Origin of the sequence: Acetobacter sp. P1H12_c (assembly GCF_018811975.1) — a bacterium.
GTDB lineage: Bacteria > Pseudomonadota > Alphaproteobacteria > Acetobacterales > Acetobacteraceae > Acetobacter > Acetobacter persici.
This window is the reverse complement of record NZ_JACRVR010000007.1, coordinates 59,133-73,108: the sequence shown is the minus strand read 5'-3', so window position 1 is coordinate 73,108 and position 13,976 is coordinate 59,133. Positions and strand designations below refer to the sequence as shown.

The 13,976-nt window shown below is 58.8% G+C and carries 11 protein-coding genes and 1 CRISPR repeat array; of the genes, 5 read left to right on the top strand and 6 right to left on the bottom strand.

Annotated elements, in window-relative coordinates; all coding sequences use genetic code 11:
- Positions 1-153: 153 nt before the first annotated feature.
- From KP699_RS06555 to KP699_RS06545, 3 genes are all read left to right on the top strand, one after another.
- Positions 154-1,545 carry an NAD-dependent succinate-semialdehyde dehydrogenase gene (locus tag KP699_RS06555; RefSeq protein ID WP_215762058.1) on the top strand — a complete coding sequence of 464 codons (1,392 nt, stop codon included), beginning with the start codon at positions 154-156 and terminating at the stop codon, positions 1,543-1,545.
- A gap of 259 nt (positions 1,546-1,804) precedes the next feature.
- Positions 1,805-2,341, top strand: a complete 537-nt coding sequence (locus KP699_RS06550) for an acetate uptake transporter (protein WP_256940517.1) — start codon at positions 1,805-1,807, stop codon at positions 2,339-2,341.
- 216 nt (positions 2,342-2,557) lie between these two features.
- Positions 2,558-4,207, top strand: a complete 1,650-nt coding sequence (locus KP699_RS06545) for an alkaline phosphatase family protein (protein WP_215762037.1) — start codon at positions 2,558-2,560, stop codon at positions 4,205-4,207.
- 94 nt (positions 4,208-4,301) lie between these two features.
- Positions 4,302-4,862: a CRISPR direct-repeat array (repeat unit 32 nt; unit sequence GTTTCTATCCACGCCCCCGCATGGGAGGCGAC).
- A gap of 296 nt (positions 4,863-5,158) precedes the next feature.
- Here KP699_RS06545 and KP699_RS06540 read toward each other — a convergent pair.
- A complete protein-coding gene (locus KP699_RS06540; RefSeq protein WP_215762036.1) occupies positions 5,159-5,746 on the bottom strand; it encodes an NADPH-dependent FMN reductase in 588 nt (195 codons plus the stop codon).
- 32 nt (positions 5,747-5,778) lie between these two features.
- Positions 5,779-6,648, bottom strand: coding sequence for a pirin family protein (locus tag KP699_RS06535; protein ID WP_215762035.1), 870 nt, complete (start codon positions 6,646-6,648; stop codon positions 5,779-5,781).
- 119 nt (positions 6,649-6,767) lie between these two features.
- Here KP699_RS06535 and KP699_RS06530 point away from each other — a divergent pair, with 119 nt between their 5' ends.
- Positions 6,768-7,712 (top strand): LysR substrate-binding domain-containing protein, encoded by a 945-nt coding sequence (locus tag KP699_RS06530; RefSeq protein ID WP_215762034.1) that lies wholly within the window; start codon positions 6,768-6,770, stop codon positions 7,710-7,712.
- Entirely contained in the window at positions 7,709-8,899 is a 1,191-nt protein-coding gene (locus KP699_RS06525) for a low temperature requirement protein A (RefSeq protein ID WP_215762033.1), read from the top strand. Before KP699_RS06530 ends, KP699_RS06525 begins: the two co-directional genes overlap by 4 nt.
- Before the next feature lie 53 nt (positions 8,900-8,952).
- Here KP699_RS06525 and KP699_RS06520 read toward each other — a convergent pair whose 3' ends face one another.
- The 4 genes from KP699_RS06520 to KP699_RS06505 are packed head-to-tail and all read right to left on the bottom strand — an operon-like array spanning position 8,953 to position 13,955.
- Positions 8,953-9,687, bottom strand: coding sequence for a hypothetical protein (locus KP699_RS06520; protein ID WP_215762032.1), 735 nt, complete (start codon positions 9,685-9,687; stop codon positions 8,953-8,955).
- 10 nt (positions 9,688-9,697) lie between these two features.
- Positions 9,698-11,221: an efflux transporter outer membrane subunit gene (locus KP699_RS06515; RefSeq protein WP_215762057.1), complete on the bottom strand. Its 1,524-nt coding sequence runs from the start codon at positions 11,219-11,221 to the stop codon at positions 9,698-9,700.
- Between the two features lie 4 nt (positions 11,222-11,225).
- Positions 11,226-12,302, bottom strand: a complete 1,077-nt coding sequence (locus KP699_RS06510) for an HlyD family secretion protein (protein WP_215762031.1) — start codon at positions 12,300-12,302, stop codon at positions 11,226-11,228.
- A gap of 15 nt (positions 12,303-12,317) precedes the next feature.
- On the bottom strand, positions 12,318-13,955 hold the full coding sequence (locus tag KP699_RS06505; protein WP_215762030.1) for an MFS transporter: 1,638 nt from the start codon (positions 13,953-13,955) through the stop codon (positions 12,318-12,320).
- Between the last annotated feature and the right edge of the window lie 21 nt (positions 13,956-13,976).

The following is a 13,976-nucleotide window of genomic DNA, read 5'->3' as shown; positions in this document are numbered from 1 at the left end:
ACCCCCTTTCTGCCAGAAAGTCGCCGGTCTATATTTAGTCACGGTGCAAGGGTTGGCGATAAAGCAGAATGAGACACTCTGCTCTTCCTGATCGGATACCGCGGATGCGGGATCGCTCTCCTTTTCCTGTTTTTGAGTTTTTATGAGGTAATGATGGCTTACGCGACGACAAACCCTTACACGGAGGAGGTGGTTGCCACTTTCCCTGAGGCTACAGATCAGGAAGTCCAGACTGCACTCTCTGAAGCCCACGCCGCCTTTGAAAAATGGCGTGATACATCTTTTGCTGAACGTGCGCGTATTATGAATGCCGCCGCCGCTATTCTGCGGCGTGATATTGACAAATATGCCCGTCTTGCGACGCTTGAAATGGGCAAGACATTAGCTGAAGCTAAAGGCGAAGTTATTCTCTCCGCCGAAATTTTTGAATATTACGGTAAATATTCAGAAGACCTTCTGAAGCCTGAATCCCTGCCCGTGGCAGACCCGGCAACCGGCAAAGCTACACTGGTGCATGAACCGCTTGGCATCGTGTTTGCCGTCGAGCCGTGGAACTTCCCGTTCTATCAGGTTGTCCGCATCATTGCGCCGCAGCTTTCCGCAGGGAATGCCGTGCTGCTCAAGCACGCATCCAACCTGCCGCAGTGCGCTGCCTCCTGTGAAGAACTGATGAACGAGGCCGGACTGCCCAAAGGCCTGTTCCGGAACCTGTATGCCGCGCGTTCTCACACAGCCCTGATCCTGAATGACCCCCGCGTCTGCGGCGTGGCGCTCACCGGGTCTGAAGGTGCTGGCTCCATTATTGCCGGGGTTGCAGGCAAGGCGCTGAAAAAATCCATGATGGAACTGGGTGGCGCAGATGCCTTCCTGGTTCTGGATGACGCGGATGTTGAAAAAGCCGTCAAATGGGCCGTTATGGGCCGCCACTGGAATGCTGGTCAGGTCTGTGTATCCGCCAAGCGTCTGATTGTGGATGACACGATCTATGACCGCTTTGTAGAGCTTTACAAAAAAGGCGTTGCCGAGCTTAAAGCGGGTGACCCGATGGACCCGTCCACCACACTGGCTCCCCTGTCTTCCCGCGCCGCAGTGGAAGACCTGCACCGTCAGGTTGAAGAAGCCGTCAAGCACGGTGCAAAAGTTGAGGTGATTGGTCAGGAAGTGCCGGAAAAAGGCACGTTCTTCCGCCCTCTGCTGATGACAGGTCTGGACGGTGAAAATGAAGCCCGCCACTGGGAATTCTTTGGCCCGGTGACGCAGCTTTACCGCGCCAAGGATGAAGCGGACGCCATCCGCATCGCCAATGATTCTCCGTATGGTCTTGGTGGCGCTGTCTTCACGAAAGACGAAGCACGCGGCGTTCGCGTTGCCAGCAAGATCCGCACTGGCATGGTGAACATCAACCATCCGCTGATCCCCAAGGCAGACCTGCCCTTCGGCGGCGTGGCCCGCTCCGGCTTCGGGCGCGAACTGGTTGGTCTTGGCATCAAGGAATTTGTTAATCACAAGCTGATCAACGTCGTTGATATCGACGCTCCGGCCTGATCACACCTACCGGCAGGCTCCCTCCCCGGGGCCTGCCTTTTCACTTTCTTTTCCTCTCAAAATTTAGTCCTCTTTTTAAATCATGAAACGCCGCGTTTCCTGAACGGTACCGTGCGCCCGGATTTTAATTCTTGCTGACTCTGACGGGTTTGTGAGCAATCATGAATGTGATCAGCGTTAATTCCGATTTTAATATCTTTCCCCCGCAGCCCGGCCATAAGGTAAGGAATAACAATCATAAGAAACAGGAATAAATACGGTGACGAGCGAAAAATCCTACGCTAATCCGGGCCCTCTGGGCCTGATGGGTTTTGGCATGACGACGGTTCTCCTCAACCTTCACAATGCCGGACTGGTCTCCATGGGGTCAGCCATTCTCGCCATGGGCATTATTTTTGGCGGTACCGCCCAGATTTTTGCAGGCATACTGGAATTTTTTAAAGGCAATACGTTTGGCCTGACAGCCTTTACCTCTTACGGCGCATTCTGGATTTCTTTTGTTCTGCTCATTGTTCTTCCGCATTTTGGCGTTATTCCGGCCTCTTCCCCCGCTCTTATTGGCAGCTATCTGACCATCTGGGGGCTGTTCACCGCCATTCTTTTTGTCGCGACGCTGAAAGCCTCTAAGGAGCTTCAGGTTATTTTTTCAACCCTTGTTATTCTCTTCCTGCTTCTGGCGGCTGGAGAATTTACCGGTCTGCCGATTTTCGGCACGATTGCCGGGTATGAAGGCCTGTTCTGTGGTTTCTCTGCCATCTATCTTGCCGGGAAGGAACTGCTGCACGCTCAGGGCTGAGCGGGCAAGACTGGGAAAATCCCTGCCTGAAAGGGGGCCTGTTTTTACTGATGTTTCAGTATCCACGCCCCCGCACAACCTGCCTCTCCACAAAGACCTCCTACCCCTGCAAAAACCTGAAATTTTATACATCCTAAGCCCTCTTTCTGCTCTTCGGCATGAAAGAGGGCTTATGGTATAAGACCGGCTTTGACGTTTATTTTTGCAGGGATGCCCATGTTTAAAACTTTTTGCAGTATTGTGTGCCTCAGCACGTCAATGCTGACAGTTCTCCCCTCCGCATGGGCAGCAGAGCCTGACACAACAACACGGACACCCATCAAGCATCTGGTTGTCATTTATCAGGAAAACGTCGCGTTCGACCATTATTTCGGCACTTACCCCGTTGCGAGCAATCCGGCGGGCGAACCTGTTTTTAAAGCGTCTCCGCAAACGCCTGCCGCCAACACCCTGCTCAGCGCGCATCTGCTGGAAACAAACCCGAATACCAACCCCGAAAACGGGAAAAACGCCGCCCTCCCGTTCCGGCTGGACCGCACTCAGGCCAGCACGGCAGACCAGAACCACCTCTATACCGCCGAGCAGATGGCATATCATGATGGCAAGGCGGACCTCTTCCCACGTTATACAGGGCGCGGCACATCCGGCGGTGCGGGGGCTTTTGGCACGCGCGGGCAGGTTATGGGGTATTTTGACGGCAATACCGTCACGGCGCTGTGGAACTACGCGCAGCGTTTTGCCATGAGTGATGCCGCCTATACGGACACCTACGGCCCCTCCACCCCCGGCGCGCTGGAGGCTGTCTCGGGCCAGACCAACGGCATGAAAATTATTGCCACCACGCAGAAACCCGCCACAAAAGAGATTACCTCGCCCTTTATTGCGGATGGTCAGGGCGGCTGGACGATGATCAATGACATTGACCCGGCGGGAGACGTCTGCTCCGTTAAAGGCAATCAGGTCATGATGACCGGTAAAAATATCGGGGACCTGCTGACCGCCGCAAATGTCTCATGGGGCGGGTTTATGGGCGGTTTCAACCTGCAAACCAAAAACAGCGATGGTTCAACCGGTTGCCAGCGCGCCACATATTCCCCCGTGGTGCATGAAGTCATTACCGACTATATTTCCCACCATAACTGGTTCCAGTATTACGCCAGCACCGCTAACCCAACGCATGCACGCCCCAGCTCCCTTGCCGCTATCGGCCATACCCTGAGCGCGGATGGTAAAACACGCGATCCTGCAAATCATGAATATGATCTGGAAGATTTCAAAGCCGTTGTTGCGGCGGGTCGTCTTCCGGCTGTGTCATTCATCAAGCTGCCCGCATTTCAGGACGGGCATGGCGGCTATTCTGACCCGCTGGATGAGCAGCAGGGCATTGTCCCGCTTGTTAACATGCTGCAACAGCGGCCCGAATGGCGCGATACCGCAATCCTGATTGCCTATGATGATTCAGACGGCTGGTATGACCACGCTTTTATCCCGCCTCAGCATGGGTCATTTGATCCGGAAGTTGATCAGTTGAATGCTCCGGGCCGCTGTGGCACGGGCACAGCCTTTGCCGGGGTTGGTGGCAAGCCTGTCAACGGGCGCTGCGGACCGGGCACCCGTATCCCGTTTATTCTGATCTCCCCATGGGCGCGCACCAACGCAGTCAGCCATGTTCAGATCACGCAAAGCTCGATCCCGCGCTTTATCGAAGATAACTGGCTGAACGGCCAGCGTCTTGGTGGCGGCTCCTTTGATGCTGTCGCGCATGATCTGACCGACCTGTTTGACTTCACCAGCCCCCCGCGCCTCACCCCTCTTCTGCTTGACCCTGAAACCGGCACACCTCTGCCTCAGCCCGCGTCTCACTAACTTCCTGAAACCACTCAGGCTGGATGCCACCCTGCACCCAGCCTGCTGTGCCCCCGAGAACGTCCCGGGGACGCAAAAAAGCGCGCTCTCTTTTATCTTTATCCACGCCTCTGCACGGGAGGCGACGGATATCCTTTGCAATGTTCTCCTCCATGTCCCGGTTTCTATCCACGCCCCCGCATGGGAGGCGACAGTTTGCAGTGCTCAACGGCATTATCCGCAACCCGTTTCTATCCACGCCCCCGCATGGGAGGCGACCGCCAGGACAAAATCTTGCCGCTGTAAATATCCTGGTTTCTATCCACGCCCCCGCATGGGAGGCGACTTTCCATGATCGGAGCTGACACGCTGGTGCGCGTGTTTCTATCCACGCCCCCGCATGGGAGGCGACAACAGGCGCAACATCCTTGGCGACCACGTTGCGGTTTCTATCCACGCCCCCGCATGGGAGGCGACTTGACAGCACACCAGATGTGCCACCCGCCTTGCCAGTTTCTATCCACGCCCCCGCATGGGAGGCGACCGGTTGTGCTTGAGTGTGATATTCCTCCTTCTAAGTTTCTATCCACGCCCCCGCATGGGAGGCGACCTGCCGTGCTGCTTCGGCGGCACGGGAGTGACCAGTTTCTATCCACGCCCCCGCATGGGAGGCGACTGCGCGAGCATATCACCTGATGCGCACAAGAAAAATCGGGGGCTTTGCGCGAACCTGATACTCAGTCGGCTTTTCTGGCTGTCCGATCTCGGAGTATGAAAATTTTTTCATTCCAAAACAGCTACTTAAGCCGTCCGCGATCCTCCCCGGTTTTTTACAACCGATAGAGGTTCGCGCAGACGCCTCTTTAGGGGTGAACTCCCCCTGCGCCATCATCCGTCAGAACGATGATGGCGCTCAATCATAGGAAAGTTCTTTATCTCCCAGCTTTTTTGAACCCACCTGACGCGGCCAGTTTAGCCCGCATCAGGCGTATGCGGGGAGACCTGCCTTGCCAGCGCGCCGAGGGCTGCAATCTGGCGTGTGAGGTAGGCACGGGTTGGCTCGTCTGTCAGGCGCAAATTCTCTGCGTCAAACTTGCTCATGGCCTGCCCGATCATCACCTCCGGCTTGTTCAGCACAAATGCGTCCAGAAACACCAGAGTTTGCCGCAGGTGGTACTGTGCCCGCGCCCCGCCGATCGCACCGGGAGAAACAGTCTGCAACGCCACCGGCTTGCCTGCCAGTGGCTGAGGAGCCACGCGGGAGAGCCAGTCCAGCGCGTTTTTCAGCACACCGGGGATAGAGTAATTATACTCAGGCGTTACAATAATCAGCCCGTCCGCCGCCCGGATCTGCTCCGCCATGGCCAGCACAGGTGCCGGAAAACCCTGCTCCTGCACATCCTGATCATAATGCGGAAAATCCCCGACTGACCCCAGATGCGTGATGGTTATTCCCTCCGGGGCCAGTTCCGGCAGGGTCCGGGCGACAATTGCATTCAGGGACCCTTTTCGCAGGCTGCCCAGCAGGGTGACGAAGTGAAGAGGCTTAGTCTGAGACATGGATTTTCTCCTGTTGTTCGTTTGCAGACAGGTCAGGCGTGAATGCCGCCAAACCGTCCGTTATTGAAATCTTCAATCGCCTGCCGGATTTCATCCTGCGTGTTCATAACAAAGGGTCCGTATCCCGCAATCGGCTCGTTCAGCGGCTCTCCCGTCAGCACCAGAAAGCTGCTTTCTCTGGCGGCCTGTACCGTCACCGTCGCGCCCTCATGGTCTAGTAACGCAAACTGAGCAGCCCCGAGTTCCTGCGTCCCGTTTAAAATCAGCCGCCCTTCCAGAGAGACAATGGCCGCGTTGTGTCCGGCAGGCACGCTCAGCGTCACCTGCGCTCCTTCATGCAGCACCCCATCCCACACGTTCAGAGGTGAGAAAATGCGGGCCGGACCATGGGCCCCGTCACACTCTCCTGCAATCACGCGCAAATGCCCGGCATTATCCGGCAACGGCACGGTGGGGATCTGGTCTGCCAGTAGAGTCTGGTACCCCGCCGGAGCTGTTTTATCTTTTGCGGGCAGATTGACCCACAACTGGACCATCCGAAAATTTCCGCCGGTTTTCGCGTAAGCCGGAGAATGAAATTCTTCATGCTGAATGCCGTTCCCTGCCGTCATCCACTGCACATCACCCGGCCCGATAATACCGCCCCCGCCCGAGGAATCCCGGTGTTCAACCTCGCCGTCATAGACGATGGTCACCGTCTCAAACCCTTTATGCGGATGTTCGCCAACACCCCGCCTCGCGTCGGTGGGTTCAAAAGCGTGCGGTCCGGCATAATCCATCAGCAGAAACGGGCTGAGATGCTTGCCAAACTGGGTGTAGGAAAACAGGGAGCGGACAGGAAAGCCGTCCCCCACCCAGTGACCACGGTCATTGCCGTAAGTGCCAAGAATTTTCTTCTGCATGGTCTTGTCCTTTTTCAAAGGCCTGAAGCCTGTGCCTCTTTGCTTGATAAGAACTATGGGTTTCCCCTATTGTCGCAGGAAGAGCGCAGGATCGAACAATGCGTTCTACAGGCAGGACGATGAGAGACCTCAACGACTTTGAATATTTTGCACAGGTCGTCAAACATGGCGGTTTTTYTGCGGCTGCGCGGGCAACCGGCCTTCAGAAATCCCTCCTCAGCCGCCGCGTCCGCCTGCTGGAAGACCGGCTGCACACGCGCCTTATCCAGCGTTCCTCCCGCCATTTCAGCGTCACGGAAACCGGGCACCGGTTTTATGAGCATTGTCAGGCCATGCTGGCGGCGGCGGATGCTGCGGAACACTCCGTCGCGCGTCTTCAGGCTGAACCCTGCGGGCAGATCCGGCTGAGTTGCCCGGTTGCCCTGCTCACCTTTCAGTTTGGTGCCCTGCTGGCCCGCTTTATGCTGCTCTACCCCGCCGTCACCCTGCAACTGGAAAGCACCAACCGGCAGGTTGATGTTTTAAAGGAAGGGTTTGACCTCGCCATTCGGGTGCGCTTCCCGCCCCTTGCCCCTTCGGACCTCGTGATGCGCACGCTGGACACCAGCACCCAGTGCCTTGTTGCCGCCCCCTCGCTGGTACCCCAGCCGCTGACCTCCCCGGCGGATCTCAACGGCCTGCCCAGTCTGGACTTCAAAACCCATCCCGGCACCCACTCATGGCTTCTGGAAAACCAGCAGGGGCAGACAGCCACCGTGTTTCATGAACCCCGTCTGGCAACGGATGATATGGCTGTTCTGCGGGAAACCGCGCTGATCGGCGGCGGTATTGTGCAGCTTCCCACCATGATGATCTGGCAGGATATTGAGGCAGGCCGCCTTGTGCAGGTTCTGCCCGGCTGGCACCCGCGCGCAGGGATTATTCATGCCGTTTTTCCGTCCCGGCGCGGGCTTGTGCCCGCCGTCCGGGCTCTTCTCGACTTTCTGGCGCAGGAATGTGCTACGCAACGCGGGTTTGCAGCGGAAGCGTTTAAAGCGCCCCCTTTCCAACGGAGCCCTTCATGACTGAACAGGACGCCTCAATGCATCGCCTCATGCGTAAGCCGGGGGCAGACAATGCCCGTGTGATGAACGAGGAACTGTTTTTTGATCTGGTTTACGTGTTCCTCGTGACACAGATCAGTCATGGCCTCCTGCACCATCTGACGGTTCTTGGCGGCGTGCAGACCCTCATCCTGTGGTTCGCGGCATGGCTGGGCTGGCAATATACCGGCTGGGTGACAAACTGGTTTGACCCGCGCGTGCCCGCCCTGCGCGGGGTGCTGTTTCTCACCATGGCGCTCGCCCTTGTCTGTGGTGCGGCGGTGCCAGAAGCCTTTGGCCCGCGGGGGCTGGCCTTTGCGGTCTGCTACGCGGCCATGCAGGTCGGCCGCTCGGGCTTCATCGTCTTCAGCCTGCCGGCCACACACCCGCTTGCTCCAAACTACCGCCGTATTCTGGGCTGGGGTGTTATTGCCGCGTGTTTCTGGATTGCAGGCGGCCTTGCAACACCGGAGGCGCGTGTTCCGTTATGGGCCGCCGGGGTGGTGTGTGAATATCTTTCCCCCATGTTCGGCTTCTGGCTACCGGGACTGGGCCGGTCTCACACATCGGACTGGACCATCTCGGGCAAGCATATTGTGGAACGCTGCCAGTTGTTTGTGATTGTCGCTCTTGGGGAAACCATCATGGCATCCGGCCTTTCCCTTGCGGAAAGCGCGCACTGGTCATGGATTGAACTGGGCGGATTTGGCACCAGCTTTCTCTGCACGCTGGCCATGTGGTGGCTGTATTTTGAAACCTCCAGTGAGGAAGCGGAACACGCCATAAGCAGTTCGCCCGATCCGGGCCGGATGGGGGCTTATTTCCACTATCTGCATGTTATTCTGATCGCCGGAATTATCGTCACCGCCGTCGCGATGGATCTCCTGCTGGAAAACCCGGTGGAAGAAGCGCACGGTGCCCCGGCTCTGGTCATGACGCTCGGCCTCGCACTCTACCTGCTGGCCAGCACCGCATATCGCTGGGTCGCCACGCGGCGGCTGGCCAGCAGCCAGATTATCGGTGTGGCGCTCCTGCTTCTGGTCGGCTTTGCCGGGCAGGCGCTTCCGTTATGGGAACTGGCGCTCTGTGAAACAGCCCTCTTCCTGATCATCAGCCTTGTCGGGTCACGGAAGAGCGCACGGCATGGTGTCCATTCCGGGGCCTCGTGACAGAGGCCTCCCGGTCATAGCCAGACCTTCAGTGTGGGGCGGGTTCTGTTGAGTCACACCGCAGCCACATCCGTCAGCAGCACCACGGCCTGCTCCAGCGCCATGACTGTCAGGGTGGTTACCCCCTGCGCGGCAACGGCATCGCCCGCTTTCAAAACAGTCTCTTGCACCCGCACCACGCCGGATACCACCACCAGATACAGATCACGGGCCGGGCTGGTGCGATAGGCCACCCCCTCACCCGCAGGTATGGCCGCATGCAGCAGGCGAGCCCCGGCACTCAGCGCCACAGGCGCGCCATCGGTCACGGTTTCAGTCTCTTCCGGATCATCCTCCGGAAAGCCGGAGGCGAGAATTCTGAACCCGCCATCTTCTGTTTGCGAAAAACCCGCGCGGCTTTCCTGCCGGGGCGTGCCTGCTTCCGTATCGGGCAAAAACCAGAACTGAAGAAAAGACGCCCCTTCCGCCCCCGCCTGCCATGTCAGCATCTGGCAGCCTGACCCGGTGCTGATCAGATGCAGCCCTTCAACCTGAAGGCTCTCCGGCGCAAAATCATCCACCTGCACCGTCAGGCTTCCGGCCTGCACCCATGTCAGAATATCAACCGCTGCTTCCGGCCCCAGGGAATATGTCCCGAAAGGAGAGAGCACCCCAAGATTGAGAGCCCGCAGGCGCCCCTCATGCTGATATGCCGGGTCTCGATACGTCGCAAATGCAAAATGGCAACGCAGAGCAAGACTATCTGATCGCACTAAACCGAGGCTGTCCGCCCGTCTGACAGTGATCATCCTCTCCCCCTCAGGCCGGTGTTCTGGCCGCAGGCTGTGCCGGGTAAACCGCCTGCCACCCGCCGCCAACAGCCCGATAGAGATGCGTCACGGAGCCAGCGACCTGCGCCGTCGCGAGTGCCAGCGCGCTTTGAGATGCAAGGAGCGCATTCTGCAAGGTCAGCACATTCAGGAAGTCTGATGCCCCCTGCACATACTGTGCTCTGGCGGTTTCTACCGCAATCTCGTTCTCATGCACCGCCTCGGCCAGTTCGTCCCGCCGGCTCTGGGCTGCGGTAAAGTCCGCCATGGCATCATCTATTTCCTGCCAGGCCTTCAGCACCGTACGCTGGAAAAGGGTTGCGGCTTCCTTCTGCTGGGCCTTGCGCAGGTGCAACTGGCCTGTCAGGCGGCCACCTTCAAACAGGGGCAACGTGGCCGTCGGGCCAAAGCCATACTGGCGGGAAGCCCATGACCCCAGCCCGCTGAACTGAAGCGCCTGAATATCCAGACTGCCGGAAAGCGTAACGCGCGGAAAGAAATCGGCAATCGCCACGCCAATGGCGGCTGTCGCCGCATGCAGACGGTCCGCAGCCATACGGATATCCGGCCTCTGCTCCGCAAGCTGAGACGGCAGGCCAGCAGGCACCAGCGCAGGCACGGAAGGAATACCGGCAGGCCTGCCCAGTTCAGCATCCAGCGCACCCGGTTCCCGCGCGACCAGAAAACTCAGAGCATTCAGCAAATGGGTTTCCTGCGCCTTAAGCGGCGCAAGGCGGGAGGTAAAACTGTGCAACTGGCCCGTTGCCTCCGCCACATCCAGCCGCGTTGCCGCCCCTTGTTCAAACCGCAATCTGGTCAGCCGGACGCTGTCCCGCGCCACAGCAATATTATGCTCAAGAATCCCCACCTGCGTCTGGGTCGCCCGCAGGTCAATATAGTCCTGCGCCGTTTCCGCCATGAGTGAAACCAGCGTATTGCGCCGCATATCTTCGGTTTCCTGCGTGGCGGCGGTAGCCGCTTCCACCTGCCGCCGCACATGCCCCCAGAAATCCACCTCCCACGAGGCATTCATGCCGTATTGCGGCAGATTGAACGACGGATTGCCGACACTGCCGGGCAAAGCCGTAGGGCCAAACCCCGGCATGCCGGAGGCAATGGTGCCTGCCTGCTCCCGCTCCATCGTGCCGAGCAACCCCAGCACGCCGTTGGTACTGGCGCGCTCCCGCCCGTAGGACGCATTGGCTTCCACATGCGGCATCTGGGCCGCGCTGGCAATACGCCGCTCAGCCTGACTTTGCATCAGGCGCAGGCTCGCCGCTTTCAGGTCCAGATTGGAGGCCGCGACCTCCTGCTCCAGCTTTGTCAGCGCAGGATCATGGAACAGCGTCCACCACTGCGGATCGGCCGAGGCGGTTGTGATGCGGCTGGCCGCAGGCAGCTGCGTCTGCCGCCATGTGGCTGGAGCCGTGACCTGCGGTGCGTGATACGTCGGCCCCACCGTGCACCCCGCGAGCGCCACTGTGGAAAGGCCTGCAAACAGGACGCGCTTCATGGCGTTACTGCCAGACATAGCGAGCATCATTGGCATGCGGCCCTTCCGGCTTTGAGGACGTATCAACACTCACTTCCACAGACATCCCGACCCGCACTCTGGCCGCCAGCGGCTGGCCGGGGTCAAATGTCAGCTTGACTGGTACGCGCTGGACCACCTTGGTAAAATTGCCGGTGGCATTGTCTGGCTGGATGGGGGCAAAGGCCACCCCTGTAGCCGGAGCCAGTGAGTCCACATGCGCCTTCAAACGCTGACCGGGGAAGGTATCCACCCGGATTGTCGCCTGCTGCCCCGCCTGCACTTTTGTGAGCTGGGTTTCCTGAAAATTGGCCAGCACATAAGCCTCATGCACCGGCACAACCGCCAGAATACCCGTACCCGGCTGCACGTAGTTGCCCACACGCACCCCACGCTCGCCAACAACGCCATCAACCGGCGCGGGAATGGTGCAATAGGAGAGGTTGAGTTCCGCCTTTTTTTCATCTCCCTGAGCGCGCACCAGAAGACCTCGGGCACGCTCAAGCTGGCCTTTCAGCACCGCCACCTGCCGGATCGCCGCCTCCACGCCAGCCTGATCAAGGGCAATCGCGGCGTCCGCCTCTTTTTCATGCGCTTCGGACGACTGCTTCTGCTCAATCGTCCCGGCGCCACCGGAGGACAGATTGCGGTATCGCACCGCATTCTGCCGGGCGAACATCAGGCGGGCCTGATCCGCCTGCACGGCTGCGCGCGCCTGCGCAATAACGGCGTCCTGCCGGGCCAGTTCGGCCTCAAGGTTGCTGACATCCCCCTGCGCGGCCTGCCTGTTCCCACGGGCCACGTCCAGCGCAGCCCTGTAATCCTCATCCTCAATATGGGCGAGTTCCTCTCCCGCCTGGACCTGCTCGTTATCCTGCGCGCGGACGCGGTCAATGCGCCCGGCAACTTTTGGAGCAACCGTCGGGAAATCCGCCGTGACATACGCATCATTGGTATACTGGTTGACGCCATCGCCATTCACCAGTCGTGTTCCGCCCCACGCAAGAATGGCAAGAACACCTGCGGCACAGCCTGCATAGAGCAGAGGTTTTTTATAAATCATGGTCAGAGTTCCGAATTAACGAGCAGGAGTGTTGGGGGAGGGCGCACGAGGCGGATAGACGCGGTGCGGCAGCAGCAGATTCATCACCGCGTAGCCAAGACAAACGCAGACCAGCACGGCGTAAATATCGTTCAGCGCCAGCACGAGAGACTGCTCATGCACATAGGTATGAAACACTTGCAGGCTGTTCCGGGCCACATGCCCGGCATCGGGCGATGTGCCGGAAAGCTGGTGCGCAATGGGGTTGCCCATCCCCTGCAAAGCCAGCGCCTGCGTGCCGTGGTGGTCCAGCAGCATGGTGGAATGGTACTGCTCCCGCCTGCGGCTGAGTGCGGCAAACAGGGCATACGCCACGGCATTGGCCAGCCCTTTGAGCATATTCACCATGCCGGAAATAAACGGGCCGTCCGCTGGCCCCATCGCCATTGTCGCCAGCATCAGGGTTGGAATGACAGTCATTGGCTGACCAAAGACCTGAAGGATCTGGAGCGGATAGAAATTGTCGCGCACCCAGTCCACCGTCAGCCATGTGCCAAGCCAGGCCGATGCCGCAAGGCAGAGCATGCCCCCGGCCAGCACAAACCGGCAGTCGACCTTGCGGCTGTTACACAGGGCGGCAATCAGCGGCAGCATGATAAGCTGCGGCAGGGCAACCACCAGTGAGACCGGGGCCGCCTGCACAGGCCGGTAGCCCCGCACGGCCTCCAGATAGGTGGCAGGAATTTCCGCCATGATGGAGCAGATCGCCAGAATACCCACAAGTGAGAGCAATGCCGCCTGAATATTGCGGGACCGCCAGTACTGGATGCGGAAATACGGGCTGGGGTGAAAGGCCTCGTTAATAACGAACACAATAAAGGCCGCCATGCCCCAAAAGGTCAGGCTGGTGATCAGAGGGGAGCGGAACCAGTCCAGCCGGTCCCCCTGATACAGCACGGTTACGAGCGAACAGATGGCAGGCAGGCCCACACTCAGCCCCAGCCAGTTGAACTTTTCAAACCGTTCAAAATGCATCGGGTCACGCGGCAGACCATACGCCATCATCCCCACGGCAATGGCGGCAAGCGGAATAATTTCCCAGTACAGCCAGTGCCAGCCCACTGTCTCAAACCAGAAGGCCTCCAGCGGCAGGCCAAGATTGGGGCCAAAGGTTGCACTCATGGCATAGCCGCCAATGCCGAACACACGGAGTGGCGGGGGCAGATATTTGAGCATGACCGTCATCAGTACGGGCGGCAGGCAGCCCCCTGCCAGCCCCTGAAACGCCCGCAGAATGCACAGGGATGTCACGTCCGGCATGAAAGGAGCCGGAATGGAGAGCAGCGCCATGACAACGGTCATGAAAATAGAAAACCGGTAGATTGAAAACGTCATGTAAAACCACGGCGTAAACGCCATGGCGGCAATATTGAATGCCTCATAAACCGAGATCAGCCAGCTTCCCTCATCGTGCCCGATATGCATCGCGCCCCGAATGTCGGAGAGGCCAATTTCGGTCACATGCTCATTAAAGCCCGCAACATGCACAGCCAGCAGCATGCCCAGACAGCCAATAACAGTCCGCAGACCAAAAGGCGGAATATAGGAGGGCAGCGGGGGCGAGGCGTGGATAACGGGCGCAGCAGCAGCCTGAGGAGGGACTATGGTCTTCATGAGCGCCAATCATCCTGAGCC